At 35.5% G+C, this 18,003-nt stretch carries 20 protein-coding genes; 13 read left to right on the top strand and 7 right to left on the bottom strand.

Annotated features, from left to right (window positions below; translation table 11 throughout):
• Positions 1 to 30: 30 nt before the first annotated feature.
• Entirely contained in the window at positions 31 to 597 is a 567-nt protein-coding gene (locus HMPREF9071_RS10540) for a 1-acyl-sn-glycerol-3-phosphate acyltransferase (protein ID WP_040358108.1), read from the top strand.
• Positions 598 to 739: 142 nt separating this feature from the next.
• Here the strand turns inward: HMPREF9071_RS10540 and HMPREF9071_RS10535 are convergent, their stop codons facing one another.
• Complete coding sequence (locus tag HMPREF9071_RS10535; protein WP_009746631.1) at positions 740 to 1,312, bottom strand: DUF3109 family protein; 573 nt, start codon at positions 1,310 to 1,312, stop codon at positions 740 to 742.
• A 145-nt stretch (positions 1,313 to 1,457) separates the two neighbouring features.
• On the opposite strand from HMPREF9071_RS10535, the gene HMPREF9071_RS10530 reads away from it, so the two are divergent.
• Positions 1,458 to 1,688 (top strand): ferredoxin, encoded by a 231-nt coding sequence (locus tag HMPREF9071_RS10530; protein ID WP_009746630.1) that lies wholly within the window; start codon positions 1,458 to 1,460, stop codon positions 1,686 to 1,688.
• Between the two features lie 6 nt (positions 1,689 to 1,694).
• On the opposite strand, the gene HMPREF9071_RS10525 is transcribed toward HMPREF9071_RS10530, so the two are convergent.
• On the bottom strand, positions 1,695 to 2,909 hold the full coding sequence (locus HMPREF9071_RS10525; RefSeq protein ID WP_009746629.1) for a folylpolyglutamate synthase/dihydrofolate synthase family protein: 1,215 nt from the start codon (positions 2,907 to 2,909) through the stop codon (positions 1,695 to 1,697).
• The gene (gene coaD / locus HMPREF9071_RS10520; protein ID WP_009746628.1) at positions 2,906 to 3,388 is read right to left on the bottom strand and encodes a pantetheine-phosphate adenylyltransferase; all 483 of its coding nucleotides are present in this window, start codon (positions 3,386 to 3,388) and stop codon (positions 2,906 to 2,908) included. The genes HMPREF9071_RS10525 and coaD overlap by 4 nt, the downstream gene beginning before the upstream one ends.
• Positions 3,389 to 3,479: 91 nt before the next feature.
• On the opposite strand from coaD, the gene purN reads away from it, so the two are divergent.
• Both purN and HMPREF9071_RS10510 read left to right on the top strand, forming a co-directional pair.
• Positions 3,480 to 4,040 (top strand): phosphoribosylglycinamide formyltransferase, encoded by a 561-nt coding sequence (gene purN / locus HMPREF9071_RS10515; protein WP_040358583.1) that lies wholly within the window; start codon positions 3,480 to 3,482, stop codon positions 4,038 to 4,040.
• Positions 4,041 to 4,060: 20 nt separating this feature from the next.
• A complete protein-coding gene (locus HMPREF9071_RS10510) occupies positions 4,061 to 4,540 on the top strand; it encodes a DinB family protein (protein WP_009746626.1) in 480 nt (159 codons plus the stop codon).
• 31 nt (positions 4,541 to 4,571) lie between these two features.
• Here the strand turns inward: HMPREF9071_RS10510 and HMPREF9071_RS10505 are convergent, their stop codons facing one another.
• Complete coding sequence (locus HMPREF9071_RS10505) at positions 4,572 to 5,117, bottom strand: RsmD family RNA methyltransferase (RefSeq protein ID WP_009746625.1); 546 nt, start codon at positions 5,115 to 5,117, stop codon at positions 4,572 to 4,574.
• A gap of 58 nt (positions 5,118 to 5,175) precedes the next feature.
• On the opposite strand from HMPREF9071_RS10505, the gene HMPREF9071_RS10500 reads away from it, so the two are divergent.
• Complete coding sequence (locus tag HMPREF9071_RS10500) at positions 5,176 to 5,757, top strand: fumarylacetoacetate hydrolase family protein (RefSeq protein ID WP_009746624.1); 582 nt, start codon at positions 5,176 to 5,178, stop codon at positions 5,755 to 5,757.
• Between the two features lie 65 nt (positions 5,758 to 5,822).
• On the opposite strand, the gene azu is transcribed toward HMPREF9071_RS10500, so the two are convergent.
• Both azu and HMPREF9071_RS10490 read right to left on the bottom strand, forming a co-directional pair.
• The gene (gene azu / locus HMPREF9071_RS10495; protein WP_009746623.1) at positions 5,823 to 6,338 is read right to left on the bottom strand and encodes an azurin; all 516 of its coding nucleotides are present in this window, start codon (positions 6,336 to 6,338) and stop codon (positions 5,823 to 5,825) included.
• A 114-nt stretch (positions 6,339 to 6,452) separates the two neighbouring features.
• Entirely contained in the window at positions 6,453 to 7,196 is a 744-nt protein-coding gene (locus HMPREF9071_RS10490; RefSeq protein WP_009746622.1) for an RDD family protein, read from the bottom strand.
• A 24-nt stretch (positions 7,197 to 7,220) separates the two neighbouring features.
• On the opposite strand from HMPREF9071_RS10490, the gene HMPREF9071_RS10485 reads away from it, so the two are divergent.
• From HMPREF9071_RS10485 to HMPREF9071_RS10450, 8 genes are all read left to right on the top strand, one after another.
• Entirely contained in the window at positions 7,221 to 8,180 is a 960-nt protein-coding gene (locus tag HMPREF9071_RS10485; RefSeq protein ID WP_009746621.1) for a stage II sporulation protein M, read from the top strand.
• A 7-nt stretch (positions 8,181 to 8,187) separates the two neighbouring features.
• Complete coding sequence (locus HMPREF9071_RS10480) at positions 8,188 to 9,084, top strand: hypothetical protein (protein WP_009746620.1); 897 nt, start codon at positions 8,188 to 8,190, stop codon at positions 9,082 to 9,084.
• Positions 9,047 to 9,853 carry a DUF4129 domain-containing protein gene (locus HMPREF9071_RS10475; protein WP_253908279.1) on the top strand — a complete coding sequence of 269 codons (807 nt, stop codon included), beginning with the start codon at positions 9,047 to 9,049 and terminating at the stop codon, positions 9,851 to 9,853. The genes HMPREF9071_RS10480 and HMPREF9071_RS10475 overlap by 38 nt, the downstream gene beginning before the upstream one ends.
• Positions 9,854 to 11,050, top strand: a complete 1,197-nt coding sequence (locus HMPREF9071_RS10470) for a hypothetical protein (protein WP_009746618.1) — start codon at positions 9,854 to 9,856, stop codon at positions 11,048 to 11,050.
• A 10-nt stretch (positions 11,051 to 11,060) separates the two neighbouring features.
• Complete coding sequence (locus HMPREF9071_RS10465) at positions 11,061 to 12,044, top strand: MoxR family ATPase (RefSeq protein ID WP_009746617.1); 984 nt, start codon at positions 11,061 to 11,063, stop codon at positions 12,042 to 12,044.
• On the top strand, positions 12,041 to 13,363 hold the full coding sequence (locus HMPREF9071_RS10460; RefSeq protein ID WP_009746616.1) for a DUF58 domain-containing protein: 1,323 nt from the start codon (positions 12,041 to 12,043) through the stop codon (positions 13,361 to 13,363). The genes HMPREF9071_RS10465 and HMPREF9071_RS10460 overlap by 4 nt, the downstream gene beginning before the upstream one ends.
• A gap of 150 nt (positions 13,364 to 13,513) precedes the next feature.
• On the top strand, positions 13,514 to 15,691 hold the full coding sequence (locus HMPREF9071_RS10455; RefSeq protein WP_009746615.1) for a PepSY domain-containing protein: 2,178 nt from the start codon (positions 13,514 to 13,516) through the stop codon (positions 15,689 to 15,691).
• Between the two features lie 2 nt (positions 15,692 to 15,693).
• A complete protein-coding gene (locus tag HMPREF9071_RS10450; protein WP_040358107.1) occupies positions 15,694 to 16,428 on the top strand; it encodes a polysaccharide deacetylase family protein in 735 nt (244 codons plus the stop codon).
• On the opposite strand, the gene HMPREF9071_RS10445 is transcribed toward HMPREF9071_RS10450, so the two are convergent.
• Positions 16,429 to 18,000 carry a DUF4270 domain-containing protein gene (locus tag HMPREF9071_RS10445; RefSeq protein WP_009746613.1) on the bottom strand — a complete coding sequence of 524 codons (1,572 nt, stop codon included), beginning with the start codon at positions 17,998 to 18,000 and terminating at the stop codon, positions 16,429 to 16,431. It lies immediately after the preceding gene.
• Positions 18,001 to 18,003: the final 3 nt, after the last annotated feature.

Here is an 18,003-nt window from a genome sequence, read left to right as displayed (position 1 = left end):
TTTTGTATTTTTGCACTCAAATTTACTAGAATGAAGAAATGGATAGGTTCTTTTTTCCTTTGGTTAATGGGATGGAAGGTAGAGTTACAAGGAGATATGAACACCCTCAACCGCTGTATATTGGTAGTGGCACCCCATACAACTAACTGGGAATTTGTTATAGGAATTTTGGCTTATTGGAAGTTTGAAAAGCCTATAAAGCTTATTATTAAGGATGCTCATACTAAGGCATGGTATGGAGGACTTATTCGTGCTTTAGGAGGTATAGGGATAGATCGTTCTCAGCGGAATCATTTGGTGGAATTTGTAACTGAACTGTATAAAAAGGAAGATTTTAGTTTGGTAGTTACTCCAGAGGGGACGCGTTCCAGAGTAAGCAAATGGCGTATGGGCTTCTATTATATGGCACTCTCTGCTCAAGTTCCTGTAGTGTTAGGCTCGGGAGATTTCAAAAAGAAGATTATATATATAGGAAAAACAATACCTTTGTCCGAGTTGCAATCTCGTTCTAAGGAAAGCATTATGGACGAGATAAGGGAGTATTACAGAGATAAAAATCCTAAGTATCCCGAACAATGGGATCCAAATTTTAGTTAAGAAGTAAAAGTATAGTGCAAGTACATAGAACATGGAAAGTCACGTGAGTGAGTATGTGAGTGGGTGAAAAATGAAGAGTATAGCCAGCGAGTGACTACAGTTGGGTGTGTGAGTGAAGTTGTTTAAGCAAAGAGGATATTTTTTACTTTTTACTTATCAATGACTTGGCTATTTCTAATTGCTCATACCATTCCTCTCCAAACTTGCGGATAAGCGCTTCTTTAACGAATTGATAGATGGGAATCTGTAGTTTTCTCCCTAGTATACATGCATCCTTACAGATACTCCAACGTTCGTAATTCACGGCTGTGAAGGAGGTATATTCTTTCAAACGAATAGGATATAGATGGCAGGAAATAGGTTTTTTCCAATCTATTTTTCCTTCTCGGTAGGCTTGTTCTATTCCACAAAGGACAGTGCCTTTATCATCACGTACTGCGTATGCACATTCTCCCCCCTCAATTAAGGGGGTTTCCCATTCTTCATGATAGTTGCAAATAGCAACTCCTTGTTTTTCAATAGATTTTCTCCCTTGTTCACTCAGATATGGAGCTACTTTATGATAGATTCTTTCAAGGATTTCCACCTCTTCTTCTTCTACGGGGGCTCCTGCATCTCCTTCTACACAACAAACTCCTTTGCATGCTTGAAGGTTACAAACAAAGTGATTCTCTAATATTTCCTCTGAGATGAGAGTATCATTTATTTCAATCATAATCTAAAAAATAAAAGGGTAACATAAGTGAATGTAACCAGCAAATATTTTGCAACTGGGTATGTGAATAAAAGTTATTAACAATTGATCATTAGCCATAAACAATTAATCATTAAATTTGTATTTTTGCGTTCAAAGAAAGATTATGGTAGTAGTAACCCTACAGAGAGACAAGTGTATCGGCTGTAATTACTGTGTGGAGATGGCTCCGGAACAGTTTCAGATGAGTAAAAAGGATGGTAAGAGCGTTCTATTGCGTTCTACTGAAAAAAAAGGCTTTTTTACTTTAAAATCCTTTGACGATAGTATTTTTGATGCCTGTGAAAATGCTCAGAAAGCATGTCCTGTTAAGATTATCACCACCAAGAAAATCTAAGGTTGTTTACACTATTTCTGCCACTACAAAGGTACTCCCTCCCACATAGATAAAATCTTCTTTCGCTGCCTCTTTACAAGCTTGCTCAAAAGCTGCTCTTACCGTAGAAAAGGCTTCTCCTATAAGGTTATAAGTTTTGGCTTTTTTCTGTAGTATATCAGCATTAAGTCCTCTGTCTATCTTAGGCATACAGAAGTAATAAACTGCATTTTTAGGGAATAATGGCAGAATAGCCTCTAAATCTTTTTCTTTTACAAAGCCAATGACCATGCGGAGGGTAGCATATTTTTCTTTCTCAAGTTGTGAGAATATCTCTGTAAAGCCGTGGGCATTGTGAGCGGTATCACACACTACCTTTGGGGTATCTCCCAGTACTTGCCAGCGTCCCATAAGGTGCGTATTTCTTACAATATGAGTGAGTCCCTGTTGGATATTTTCCTCTGTTATATGCCATCCTTTTTCCTGTAGGATTCTAAGGGTTTGCAGAATACCTTTGATATTTTTACTTTGGTAATCTCCCTTTAAGTCCATAGTATAAGAGGTCTCAAGAGTGTTGGCAAAGTAGATAGGGGCTTTTCTTTCTTTAGCGATTTGTTCAAATACAGGCGCAGTTTCCTTATGATATTCACTGATAACTACAGGAATATAAGGCTTAATAATTCCTGCTTTCTCCTTAGCAATTTCAGGGAGCGTATTACCCAAGATCTCAGTGTGGTCTTTTCCAATATTGGTAATAAGGGATACTATAGGAGTGATAATATTAGTTGAATCCAATCGCCCTCCTAAGCCTACTTCTATGACCGCAATGTCCACTTTTTGTTGGGAAAAATAGTCAAAAGCCATACCTACAGTAACCTCAAAGAAGGATAAGTTTTCCCCCTCCATGAAGTCTTTATTGTCTTTTACAAAGCGAGTAACTGCCTCTTGAGGAATATTCTCTCCATTGATTTTGATTCGTTCACGGAAATCCTTTAGGTGAGGTGAGGTGTAGAGCCCCACTTTATATCCTGCCTCTTGTAATACTGATGCTATAGCGTGGGAAGAGGAACCTTTACCATTGGTACCTGCAATATGTATGGTAGGAAACTTTTCCTGTGGATTGCCTAAGTGATCACATAATAAGAGTATATTATCCAACTTACCACGGAAAGCAGCACGTCCTTTTTCCTGATACATAGGCAAGTGTGCCCATAGCCAATCCAGAGTTTCTGTATAAGTCATGAGTGTATATAGTAATCTTCAATATTTTCAATGCGCACACTTTCAGGAACCAAAAGAGTATAGTCCCCTCGGTTGCGAATTACATCGCGAACGATGGAGGAGGATATATGGGAGGTTTTTACGGCTGTAAGTAGAAAGATAGTCTCCACACCGCCCAAATCACGGTTAGTATGGGCAATAGCTCGCTCAAATTCAAAGTCCGCAGGATTCCGTAATCCTCTAAGAATGAAGGAAGTACCCATACTCTTACAAAAATCAACGGTAAGCCCTTGATAACTGAGTACTTTTACTTTCTCTTGATGAGAAAAAGCCTTCTTTATGAAGGCTATACGCTGTTCGGTGGAGAACATATAGTGCTTATCGGCATTCTCTCCTACCGCTACAATGATTTCATCAAAGAGCTCCATAGCCCTACAGATAATATCATAATGTCCTAAAGTAATAGGGTCAAAAGATCCTGGAAAAATAGCTCTTTTCATATCTATCTTTTCGTGGGGCAAAGGTAAGAAAAAGATGTTGTTTTTTCTTGGAAATCAAAAAAAAAATACGTACTTTGCAGAAATTTTATATATGAAGAAACTTATCATATTTGCCTCTGGTAATGGTTCCAATGCAGAGCGTATCATTACTTATTTTAAGGAAAATAAACTAGCAGAGGTTTCCCTTATCCTTACTAATAATCCTCAGGCTGGGGTTATCAGTCGTGCTAAGCGATTAGGAGTACCCTGTAGGATCTTTGATAAGAAGGACTTATATGAATCAAATTATCTTTTAGAACTCCTAAAAAGAGAACAACCTGACCTTATTATCTTAGCAGGATTCTTATGGAAATTTCCTACTAACCTTATAGAGAACTTTCCTCATAAAATAGTGAATATACATCCTTCCTTATTGCCTAAGTATGGAGGAAAGGGAATGTATGGAATGCATGTCCATCATGAGGTTATCAAGCATGGAGAAAAGGAGAGTGGAATTACTATTCATTATGTCAATGAACATTATGATCAGGGAGCAATTATCTATCAGGAGCGGGTTGCCATCACTCCAGAGGATACTCCAAAGAGCCTTGCTGAGAAAGTACATACCTTAGAATATCAAGCTTTTCCGTTGATTATTAAACAATTATTATAAAAAATTAAATCTATATAATTATGAAAAAATTAGATAAAGCAGTTTTCTCCTTGCATAAGTGTATCAGGGAGCGTTTCTTGCAGTATTTAGAAGGCTTTTCCTTAGAACAATTAGCCATAATACCTCAAGGGTTTCGTAATAACTTATTGTGGAATATATCCCACACTATCGTAACCCAACAGATGTATTGTTACCACAATAGTGGACTTCCTATGTATGTTCCGGATGATTTTATCGCAGCCTATCGCAAGGGTACCGTACCCGATGGACATATTCCCACTAAGGAGGAAGTAGAAGTTCTGAAGGAATATTTGCTAAGTACCCAAGTGCAGTTGGAAGAAGATTATCAGAAGGGACTCTTTACTACCTATACCGATTACCTTACAGGATTAAATTTTCCTCTTAGCTGTGTGGAGGATGCTATTTACTTCAATAATACGCATGAAGGCATGCACTTAGGACTTGTGATTTCATTCAATTATTTGGTGAATAAAAAGTAATGAATGAAGGGAAGAATAGAGGGAGAATTATTCAGGATTTGCTATGTTCAAAAAAACTAAAAGTAGTGCCTCCATACCGCCTTTCTTGGTCAAAATAAGGCTGTTCTCCCATAGAGACTTTGGCAGAATGCTCTATAATAAGAATTCCGTCAGGGGATAGGAGTGCTCTATCAAAAACTAAAGAGACAAGCCTAGTAAGTTCCTCTAAGGACATTTCATAAGGAGGATCAGCAAAGATGACATCCCACTTACCCAAGGTGCGTTCTAAGTAAGTGAAAACATCGCTCTTAATAGCTTCAATAGGGTAGGAGAGGGCGAGGGCTGTTTTTTGGATATACTGTATGCAACCTATATGGTTATCTATACAGGTGATATTTGGACAACCACGGCTACCAAACTCATAGCTAATATTACCTGTCCCTGCAAATAAGTCCAATACCTTAATACTATCCATATAATAATAGTTATTTAGAATATTAAAAAGGGATTCTTTGGCAAAATCTGTAGTAGGACGTACAGGGAGTGTTCTGGGAGCAATGAGTTGTTTGCCACGGTGAGAGCCTGAGATAATACGCATATTAGTTGATAATAAAGGGCAAAAGTACGGATTTTGTAATGATAAAAAAAGTTTTTTAGTGAAAATAGTATATATACAACCACAAACCTCTGTTAGTGAATCTCCTATACTCTATTTAAAGCCTGATACTGCAATACATAACAGGGAGTTACCCTTATATATTCCTGACTTTACTACTGACCTCAGGGCTCAGTGTGTCCTTATGATAAAGATTAGTAAGCAAGGCAAATGTATCTCAGAGAAGTTTGCTTATAAGTACTATGAACAAATCTCTTTGGGACTGAACCTTATTGCTTATGATAAACAGGAAAGTCTTATTGCACAAGGTAAACCTTGGGAAGAGAGTACCTCCTTTGACAGTTCTATGGTGGTAGGCACTTTTTTGTCTTTGAGTTCTTTAAGGGTAGAGGATCCCCTAGCTACTTTCACTAATAGAGGCATATCCTTTTTGGAGAGACCTCTATCTTGTACCTTACAAGAGCTACCTTTTGCTCTAAGGTATATTTCTGAGTATATAACCCTCCGTACGGGAGATATAGTAGTAATACCTTTGTCGCCTATATTCCATAAAATAGAGGCTGAGACTATTTGGGAAGGAGCTATACAAGACGAGAAAATATTTTCAGTAATGATAAAATAGAAAGAGGTTACCCCTTTCGGATAACCTCTCTAAAAATGTATTTACAATAATAGTGAGTAAAAAACTTATTCTACTATAAGCACTCCTTTCATCATAGCATAGTGACCAGGGAAAGAGCAGATGAAATCATAAGTACCTGGTTCAGGAGCTTTGAAAGAGATAGAATCACTCTCTCCACCTCCAAGAAGTTTTGTATGAGCAATCACATCTGCACCATTGTTAGGAATATAGTCTGTAGAGGCAGCTCCCATAGCTGCTTCTGCGAAGGCAGCTACATCAGTTCCTTTTTTAAGGAGTACGAAGTTATGTCCCATTACCTTTTTGTCCATTTGCCCTACATGCTTAAGAGTAAGGTTGATGGTTTGCCCTGCTTTAGCTTTGATTTCCTTAAGGTTAAAGGTCATTTGATCAGTACCTTCTAAGTTTACAGTTACCGCATCAGTATTTTGGCTTGCAGCGGGTGTATCTGTAGTTGTAGCCTGTTGTTCAGTAGTTTGTGAAGATTCTTCTGTTTTTTTGTTATCTCCACAGGAGGCAACCATTAAGGCAACAGAAGCCATTAAAAATAATGTTTTTTTCATTTTGGTATTATTTAATAGATGAATAGGTGGCAAAAGTACAAATAAAAATTCAATACTACAAATTTTATTTAGAATCTTTTTAATCTAATAATTAACTCTTAATCATTAAATTTTTCACCCCATGGTATAATAGTTATAATCCTTTAGAAACTGTTCAACGAAATCAGCCTGCTTGGTAAGGGTAGTATTCTTACGCTTAGATATTTCGGTTATTTTATTTGCTAATCGGGTAAGAATCTCTTCATTTTTACTTTTTAAAGCATTAGTAAGATAATTCTTTATAGTCTGTACATCGTTATCGGAGAAGAGTAGTACTTCTGCTTGGGTGAACAGGGGTTGGTAAGCATAAGTGAGTTCCTCCAAGATAGTATGAGAGATATTTAGCTTATTACGCTCGGTTATAACGGCAGTACCAGCAGCAAAATCACCTAAGCGTTGAGAGTGTTTGGAGGCAATCACACTGATAAGCGCTATAGAACCACCAAAGAGTGCCAATTCTACAAAGCCAAACACCCAACGAATGAAAAAATTTATAAAGGAGGCTTGGTAACCATCTATTTTTAGCACTCTGATTTTCAGGATTCGCTTGCCCACAGTTTGTCCTTGCATAAGAGATTCTGTTATTAAAGGGTACAAAATAGCGGGAAAAAAAAGTATTATGAATATGGCATTTCCTGACCACCTATCTAAGGGGATAGAGGAATGTAATAGTATTTCTGAGATGATATTATTAATGATGAAGCCATAGCCTATGATGATAAGTGCATCAATGAGATACGCTCCTATACGTTCTCCAAGGGAAGCGGGCTCAAAAAAAAGTAAAATATTTTGTGTGGTTTTTATTTCTATCTTTGACATTTTTTTATTAATTTAGCACCCTGTATGAGAGAAGTAGCCTTTATCAAGCAAAATAAGGACAAATGGTTGGAGGTGGAATCCATTCTAAATGAACGACAGCACATCTCCCCTGACCAAATGGCAGATAATTATATCCAGCTATTGGGGGATTTGTCCTTTGCACAGACCTATTACCCAAAGAGTAACACTACTATTTATCTCAATTTTTTGGTAACGCAAATATACCAAAAAATTTACAAAACCAAGCGTATTGATAAAAATAGATTGAAATTTTTTTTCACCGACCAAGTACCGATGCTTTTGTATAAGTATCGTAAGTTAATTTACTTCTCTTTTATTTTGTTTTTCTTCTTTGCTTGTATAGGAGCTCTTTCAGCCCATTATCAACCTCGCTATGTGAGAGATGTTATGGGAGATACTTATGTGAATAGAACTTTAGAGAATATAGAAAAAGGAGATCCTATGGCTGTATATAAGTCGGGTAGTAATTGGGGTTCTTTTATAGGAATTACTTTTAACAATATACGTGTGGCTTTCGTCTCTTTTCTTTATGGAATCAGTGCAGGAGTGATGACTTTTTACATAGCCTTGCAGAATGCAGTGATTTTGGGAGCTTTTCAGTATTTTTGTTACCAAGAAGGAGCTCTTGGAGCGAGCCTTAGAGCATTGTGGTTGCATGGGGCAATGGAGATATTTAGTATCATTATTGCGATTGCTGCAGGTTTTATCTTAGCAGGAGGAATCCTTTTCCCGAAAACATATTCACGTATACTCTCCTTTAAAATAGCCTTTCGTGAAGGACTTTATATTCTTCTGGCAACAGTTCCCTTCTTTATAGCAGCTGGCTTTATAGAAGGGTTTATCACCCGGTATTATTATGATATGCCTCTGTGGTTGAATATACTTATTATTTTTGGTACCTTATCGGTAATTACCTATTATTTTCTGATATATCCAGTAGTAAAACATTATAAATCAAAATAATTTAATTATGAGTAATTTTATTTTCTATAAGAAAAGGAATTTTAATGCCTTGGTAAATGATACCTTGTCTTTCTTCAGAATGTATGCAAAGAACTTTTTTGTTAATTATTTAATTATCAATGGAGCTCTGTTGCTTGCAATTGCAGTTATAGCTACTTTTATGACTATTCTGATAGGGGAGAAAATGGCAGTAACAGGAGATTTTTTTGGTGCCTTTTCTTCTGTAATGTTAGTATTTCTTGTTATAGTGATTATGCTTGTAGTTCTCTCATTGTTTGTACAATGTTTCCCTATTGCTTATGCGCAGATATTAGAGAAACGTTCTAATGAGACAGAGATTACAGCTAAGGAGCTTTTTGAAATTATCAAAGGAATGATTGCTAGAATGTTTTTGTTTGGCTTCATTTCAGCTTTTGTTCTTGGCATTCCTTATATGATATTGATAACAATCCTAAATTTTATACCTATTATAGGAACTTTAGGTTCTATATTTCTAAATATTCTATTTACACTTTATGTAACTCAGGCGATGTTACTCTATGTAAAGGATAAAATGGGATATTTTGCAGCACTTAATAAGGTGGGAGAACAACTCAAAATTAACTTTTGGGACAAATGGGGAGCTACAGCTATAATGAACCTTATTACAGGACTCTTTATGTTTGCAGGACTTATTATCCCTATAGTTATTTTCTTTGTTTTTATAGGAGTTACAGGTTTTGAAAGTTCAGATTACGGAATAGGAACAGGTCTTCTGTTTTTCATATTGTTTATTCTTGTCATAATTGTAGCTTTTGTAACTATGAACTTGCAATCTTTTTTACAAATACTTATTTATTTTAGTGAGAAAGAAGGCGAACAAACAGATGATATTGACCTTATTGGGCAAAATGTGGAGGACTAATAGAAAAAAGATAAAATTATATGGACTACTCCTATACCTTTTGTGTATAGGAGTCCCTCTTTATGCACAACAAGAAGCAATACAAACCAAGGACAGCTTGGTTAATCAAATACCTATCAATGAAGCGCCTGTCCCTCTGAGAGCTTTTGATGATATTCCTCGAAAATATAACTCTTCTGATTTTGATTATACCGATACATCCAAGAAAGGAGAGGCTTTTTTGGAAGGACTCTGGAAAATATTCATAAGGGCAGTAGAAAAGATTATTAATTTTCTTTATGGGAAAAATAGAGGTGATGTAGGGATGCTTACCCTTGTGCGTATATTGGGAGTACTTCTTCTGACAGTGGCCCTATTTTTTATAATACGTTGGGTTTTAAGGGCTAAAGGGCGCTGGTTTCTTGCAAGAAGTACCGAAAAGTTTGATGATATTCCTCTCTCAGAGATAGAAAAACACATTCATGAAGTAGATTTTGCTGAACTGATACAAAAGGCAGAGAAACAGAATGATACTCGACAAAGTATTCGCCTTTATTATTTATGGCTTTTGAGAGTGCTTTCGGATAGGAAACGAATAGAATGGAATATAAGGAAAACTAATTCCGATTACGAACGTGAAATACAAGATCCTACGGAGAAAGCTAATTTTATGTATCTCTCTAAGGTGTATAATTATATATGGTATGGAGAATTCTCCATAAATGACACCCAATATCAACAAGCAAAGTCAGATTATCAGGGTTATATAAATGCTCAAAAAAGTAAATAAATGGGAAAGTCAATACGTAATTATTTGATTCTTTTGGGCTTAGTGGTCGTTGTGATGGCTTTTATGGTATTTTCCAATGATAAAGAGGTAGATTGGCGAATGACTTATAACGCACGCAGCAAACAACCTTATGGCTTGTATATCTTTGGAGAAGAGTTGAAGCATTTTTTTACAAAAGAAGTTTCTAAGGTGTCCTATACCCCTTATGAATATCTAATAAAGAATCAAAAAAAGGATACTTATAACTATATTTTTACTGAAGAAGATATAGATGAAGTATCTTTAGAGAAAATACTTTCTGAGGTTAAGCAAGGAAGCCAAGCACTGTTTTTGAATACATCATATCATGTGAATGATACTTTAGGGATAGCAGCAGATGAAGCATATTATGTAGAGGATCAAGAGGTACAATTGGTAACCTCTTCCTATAATGAAAGAGTCGATCTTACTTTGAAGGGTCGCCATTCTTTTGATAGAATTGATTACTTTACCATCTTGGATAAAAATAGAGATAAGGCATTAGGATACATATATTATTCAGATGAGGGAAAGATTAGAAAGAAAATAAACTTTGTAGAGGTACCCTTTGGAAGGGGGAAATTTTTTATTCACTTAGGTCCTCCCATTGTTTTTACTAATTATTACTTAAAAGAAGAACCTAAAGTACGTAAATATGCCAGTACCATCCTCTCTTATCTGCCTAAAGATAATAAAACGATATGGTTTGATAGTTCCTTGGGGAGTACAAGCAGTTCGGAGTTTCTAAGTTTTGTTATGAGCCAGCCAGCCCTAATGACGGCTTGGAGATTGATGCTCTTGGGCTTTCTCTTTTACTTAATTTTCAAAGGTAAACGACAACAGCGGATAATCCCTGTGATTGAGAAACCGAAAAATACTACCATTGAATTTGCCCAAAGCGTAAGTTCTTTATACTATCAGGAAGGGGATGCTAGTGACTTAGTGCAAAAAAAGATTACTTATTTCTTGGATAATGTCAGAGGAAAATATTACTTGGATACACAAGAAATTAATGAGGCTTTTGCTCAACGACTACATAACAAATCGGGTAGAGACAAACAATTGGTAGATAAGATAGTTGCCTGTATAAGTCAGTTTGAGAGTACCCATCAAGCCAATGAGAGTACCCTTACAGACCTTGACAAATGGATAGGAGAATTTTGGAATTATAATAATTAAAAATATACTTATGGACGAAAGTAAGTTAGAATTTACCTCTCGCCTTGACCTTGATGATTTGCAACGTCAGATGAGTCAGGTGCGTTCCCAGCTAAAAAAGGTAATAGTAGGACAAGAAAGAATGATTGACTATCTATTAGTGGCTTTGCTTAGTAATGGACATATCCTTTTGGAAGGAGTGCCAGGAATTGCCAAGACTATTACTGTAAAGCTTCTTTCCAAGGCTTTAGATATTGGGTTCAGTCGTATACAGTTCACGCCTGATCTTATGCCTTCAGATGTATTAGGAACTTCGGTATTTGACCTAAAAAAATCGGAATTTGAATTCAAAAAGGGACCTATTTTCTCTAATCTTATTCTAATAGATGAGATAAATCGTGCTCCTGCCAAAACCCAAGCGGCTCTTTTTGAGGTAATGGAGGAGAGACAAATTACCATTGACGGAATACGTTTTTCTATGCAAGCCCCTTTCTTAGTAATAGCAACCCAAAACCCTGTGGAACAGGAGGGTACTTATCGCTTGCCAGAGGCACAATTAGACCGTTTTCTTTTCAAGATAGTAATTGATTATCCTTCTTTAGAAGATGAAATACAGATAATTACTCGTGAGCACGAAGCTAAAGCACAGGACAAAACAACCTCTGTGGAGAAAGTACTTGATGGAGAAAGTTTAATACGCTATCAAGGATTAGTAAAAAATATTCTAATAGAACCTCAATTAATAGAATATATCGCCAAAATTACTCAAAATACTCGTGAAAACAGTTTCCTTTATTTAGGGGCTTCTCCACGTGCTTCTTTAGCAATGCTCAATGCATCCAAAGGATTTTCCGCTCTTGCAGGGAGAGATTTTGTAACTCCAGAGGATATTAAACAAGCTGCCTATCCAGTACTTGGACATAGGGTTATTCTTTCTCCTGAAAAAGAGATGGAAGGTATCAAAACAGAACAAATTATCCAACAAATCATAGAGAGTGTAGCCGTTCCACGATGAGAAAATTATACCTACATACGGGATTTTTCATTTGGATATTATGCCTGATGGGACTCTTCGTGCTTGCTTTTTTTTGGGAGCAACTCCTTCCCATAGCACAAGGAGCATTGTATGTGTTTATCCTATTATGTTTCTTAGATTTTCTTTTTGTATTTACTATCAAGAGGGGGATTATAGCCCAGCGGATATTGCCTGAAAGGCTTTCTAATAGTGATGAAAATCTGATAGAGGTTAATATAAAAAGTCTTTATCCATTCCCAATATATGTACAACTGATAGATGAGATTCCTTTTCAGTTTCAGAAACGTAATTTTCAGTATAAAATGTTCTTCAAAGGAGGACAAGAAAAAGTATTACAATACCAACTCCGCCCTACCGAACGAGGAGAATATAGTTTTGGGAAACTCAATGCCTTTGTATATACTCCCTTGCAGCTAGTGATGAAGCGATATATTTCTTGTGAGAATGCAATGGTAGCTACCTACCCTTCATTCATACAAATGAAGAAATTTGAACTTATTGCTTTTTCCCAGCGTTTATTTGATTATGGATTGAAGAAGATCCGCAAGATAGGGCATACTATGGAATTCGAGCATATCCGTGATTATGTACAGGGTGATGATATGCGAACTATTAATTGGAAAGCCTCTTCCAAGCGAAGACAACTGATGGTTAATCAGTATCAAGATGAAAAGTCCCAGAATGTATATACTCTTATAGATAAAGGGCGTAGCATGCAAATGCCTTTTGAAGGTTTATCTCTTCTGGATTATGCTATTAATACTTCATTGGCGCTAACCAATATTATTCTAAGAAAGCAAGATAAAGCAGGCGTATTTACTTTTTCTAAGAAAGTGGAGGATAGGGTAGTGGCTGATCGAAAATCCTCTCAAATGGAGAGGATTATGGAGGCTCTCTATAGTATTAGGACCAATTTTCAAGAAACAGATTTCAGTAGGCTCTATTCAGATATTAATAATACGATAAAACAAAGGAGTTTATTATTACTTTATACTAATTTTGAGACGAGAAATAGCTTATATAGGCAGTTACCTTTTCTTAAAGCTATTGCTAAAAAGCATTTGTTAGTAGTTATTTTCTTTCAAAATACAGAATTAGAGAGGATGGTGCAGAAGCCTTCAGAAAATATTCAGGAAGTATATGATAAGGTGATAGCAGAAAAATTTTCTTTTGAAAAGCGCCTTATTGTTCAGGAACTTATCCGTCACGGGATACAGTGTATCCTTACTGCTCCACAGGAACTTACCTTACAGAGTATTAATAAGTATTTGGAACTTAAAGCACGAGGAATGATTTAGGTCAAGTAATAAGTAAAAGCTATAGCTTATGGATACTCACAACTTTATTAAATGAAAAATGAAGTCAGATGAGTGCGAGTATGTGAGTGAGAAGTAAGAAAAATAATTAATGCTAATAGTTTATTGGCAAATGGACTCAAAACTAATAATATGCGTTGGCGTTATATACATCTGATATTGGCTATTATAGCCTCCTTATTCTTTGTCTTAGCCTCTCTTACAGGGATTATTATAGGTATAAATAATATAGACAGACAATATCCTTCTTATAAAATAGATAACCTTAGAAGGATAACCTTAGCGCAGTCTGTGGCAGGGATAAAGGATGCTTATCTGGAAGTAAATACACTTTCTTTTGACCCCAGAGGATTTGCATCTATTAAGGCTACTAACCTAAAAGGAGAAGAAGTTAATGCACATATTGACCCTTTAACAGGGAAAATATTGGGGAAGATAGAAAATAAATCTTCTTTTATAAAGAGGATAATATCCTTACATCGTTCCTTAGAACTGAAGAATATAGGACGTATGGTAATGGGAATAGTTGCTTTCTTTTTGCTACTGAGTGCTTTCTCAGGATTAATGCTTGTTTTTCAAAAGCAAAAGGGAATTAGAAATTTCTTTAAAAGAACGATAAAATGGAATTTTTCTCAATATTATCATACAGTTTTTGGTAAATGGTTGCTCATTCCTATATTGATATTAGGACTCACAGGTACTTATCTGGTGTATAATCGTTTCTTTATTCAGAAAGAAGAGGTAAAGCATTCAGTGGATACCTCTGAAGAGGAATTCTATGATGGGGGAGAACCTATGGAGGTGAGAAAGATAGCTGTATTTAACCAAATTACTCTTAATCAGGTAGTGAGTGTAGAGTTTCCTTTTGATACTACTCCAGAAGATACTTATTTGATAAAGCTCAAGGACAGAGAGCTTATAGTAAGCCAGTTTACAGGAAATATACTTAGCGAGATAAAATACCCTAAAGCACAACTCTTAGCAAGTTTTTTCAAGGACTTACATACAGGTAGGACAAGCGCTTGGTGGGCAGCTATATTGGTACTTTCTTGTATAGGAATTCTCTTTTTTATCTATACGGGCTTTGCTATTACTTTAAGAAAGAAATCCGTCAAGTTCCATAATCTCTATACATTTCAGGAGGCTGAATATATTATTCTTTATGGTTCAGAGGGTGGGAATACTCTTTTCTTAGCGCAAAAAGTATTTTCCCAACTTATTTCCTTAGAGAAGAAAGCCTATCTTGCCCCATTAAACCATTATCAAGAATACTCACAGGCAACGCTTTTATTAGTATTTACCTCTACTTATGGCGTAGGGAATGCTCCTTCTAATGCAGATAAGTTTCTACCCAAAGCAAGGATGATTTCTCAAAAAGAACTATTTTTTTCGGTAGTAGGTTTTGGTTCCGATATTTATCCTGACTTTTGTCAATTTGCTAAAGAGGTACAGCAGATACTTCAAGAGCAGTCATGGGCAAAGGAATTACTCCCCTTACATACAGTGAATAATCAATCAGTGGAGGAATTTTTGAAATGGGTAACCGATTGGAATGCAACTACAGGCATACTTTTGGATACCTTGACTACTTTCTATCAAGCAGAAGAACCAATACTTCATAAGGTAAAGGTACTTGAAAAATCAGATTTATCTCTTGAGGAAGAAGGCATCTTTTCTTTGCGTTTGTATTCTCCTGAGAAGTATACTTCAGGAGATTTATTAGCTATATATCCCGATGGTAAGAAAGAACGCTTGTATTCTATAGGTAAAGTAGCAGGGAAGATACAGCTTACCGTAAAGCTTCATCCTTATGGATTAGGTTCTAATTATCTCTATAACTTGCAAAAAGGAGAGAATATACAAGCACGTATCGTCCCAAATCCTTCATTTCATTTTCCGAAGAAGATTAAAAACAGGACTATAATATTAGTTGCTAATGGTACTGGAATAGCTCCTTATTTAGGAATGATTGAAGAAAATAAACATGCTTCTATTCACCTGTATGTAGGATTCCGATATAATGATGAAGCCGTTGCTTATTATAGAGATTTCTTTGAGAAGCAGGTACAGAAGGGAAAACTCAAGGAGTATCATTTTATCTACTCAAGAGAAGAAGAGGGAGGATATGTGACAGATTTGCTTAAGAAAAATGCAGAATTTGTTAGGACTGCTCTTGAAAAAGAAGGTATTATTATGATATGTGGATCAATGAATATGTACAAAGATGTTATCCAATGGATAGATACCTTAACTGAATTTTCATCAGAATATTATAAGGCGAATAAACAACTTTTAGCAGATTGTTATTAGAGATGAACAAACACCAATATAACTGCCTTTTTTTATTGCTATCTTTGGTAGTAGGCTATCTATGGCATTTTTCTTGGGTTTACTACCTTATAATAAGTATAGTGTTTATAGGGTTGTTATTTTGGGGTATCTTTGATATCCGGTTATCTTACTTTGTTTCAACTATCTACCATTTGAAGGGTAGACCTAAAAAAGTAATAGCTCTTTCCTTTGATGATGGTATTACTGAGCTTACACCACGCTTTTTAGATTTGTTAAAGGAGTATGAGGTAAAAGCTATTTTCTTTTGTATAGGTCAACGAATAGAAAAATATCCTGATACGCTACGGCGTATTAAGAAAGAGGGGCACTTGATAGGAAATCATACCTATTCTCATTCTCCTAAGAATTGTTTTGCACCCACAGCTACTATGGTAGAGGAAATTCAAAAAACAGATGAAATTTTAAAAAAATTTGAAATTACTACTTGCTTTTTTCGTCCTCCTTATGGAGTAACAAATCCTCATATAGCACGAGCTATAAAGCTTACAGGGAAAAAGGCTGTAGGATGGGATATACGTTCTCTAGATACAGTAATAAAAGACGAAACTCGGCTATTAAGCCGAGTTCTATCTAAATTATCTCATGGAAATATTATTCTTATGCATGATACTTCAGAACGAACTCTTCATGTTTTAGAAAAATTGTTGAAGTACCTTAAAGAGAATAATTACAAAATAATCAATAGGTTAGATTAGTTATTTTGCTAAAGTATAATATACTTTAAGTTTAAGCTTCTTCGCCTCTGGAACATTGGAACTATTTCCATAGATCGCTGTATATAACGTATTTTCAGCATCTCCAAGAACTGTATTCCTTACTTGATTACTTGTATCCTGATACTTTTTATTATTCATAGCAGAAAGGGTTGTTCTGGAAGCTACGGCTAAGTGAGTGGAAACAGCCAATCCTATTTTTATATTTTCTGCATTATTTTTAATAATATTGGTAAGATGATCAGTGATACGAACCAAATAAAAGTAATTTCCTTTTGCATCTTTCTTAAGTTTCCCTATAGAAATATAATCAGAGGATATTTTATTGGCTAAATCATTTCTATAATCAGATAAAATTATACCTTTGTCAGCATTATAGGCAAGTACATAAGAAGGGAGTTGAGCTATATTTACATTTGCTTTATCTACATAGAGATATAAATCAGCCTGATTAATAATAGGTTTTTTCTCCTTAAGCATTTTGAAAACGGTATTATTTTCAGGAATGCTCACTTCAGCCACATATCCTTGTCCTCCCTTAAGGTAGAGAATATCTTGGGATAAAGTAAGAGATTCATTAGTTACATTATATTTGTTGAAGGAGATGCCTCCAGTAAGGTTAAGTTCGTAGGATTTTCTTTTTGTAAAATCTTTTCCATCTTTTTTGAAAAGATAGGTGTAAATGACCTCTATTTTAGCATTTTTTAAGTTGATAAGACCCAGTAAATCTGCTGAAAAGTTAGAGGAGGAGATTACGATTCCTTTTAATAAATTTCTAAAGCTATCATTACTCCTTAGAACATTACTACCTTCATTGTTTAGTAGATATGTTTGGAAAATAGAGGGTGATAGCTCTATGCGGATACCAGGAGCGAGCTTATCTTTTTCCTTTTTGGATTCATCTTCTTTAGTGGTAGGGTCATCAAACTGATGACGAACGATAGCCTGATCACTAAATCCTTGTACAGTAACCTCAGCTAAAGTATTGGAAGTAGGAACAGATAAGTTAGAGTAGTATATCTTGCTCTCTAGGTTACTGTCTGTATCACTCAGATGGTAGTTGAGTTCTTCTACTTTAAGAGTAAATCGGGCATTTTTATTTCCATAAATGGAATCTAAAGTATAGGTCTTAATATTTTTATTACTATTATTAGGATCCTTTTTTGTTTTTTCCTTAGATAAAAAAGGGAGATATAAATACACTTTTTCTACAGTTTCATTTTCATTAAAGGAAGAGGATTCTGCACTTGAGGATTTTTCTCCAAAAGAAGGAGCAGTACTAGAAAGAAGTACCTGACTTATGAGAGAAATATTGGTAGTTCCTAAGCTATTTTGAGTAATTTGTCCCAATAAATAGTTATTCAAGCCATTAGTTTGAATAGCTTTTACCTTTATGTTGTTAAATTCTAAAGGAATAGAATCTTTTTTTGGGGTGAAGTTTGTTTCTCCCAGAATATTTCCATCAATAGAATTAATATCTCCATCAGTATTGCAGGCAGAGATAAGTAAAAGGATTCCGCATAGGGAAAAGAAAGGATTGTAAAAATATTTCATTCG

The organism is Capnocytophaga sp. oral taxon 338 str. F0234, assembly GCF_000192225.1.
Classification (GTDB): domain Bacteria; phylum Bacteroidota; class Bacteroidia; order Flavobacteriales; family Flavobacteriaceae; genus Capnocytophaga.
Note: the sequence above shows the minus strand (reverse complement) of the source record. Positions and strands in the feature narration are given on the sequence as shown.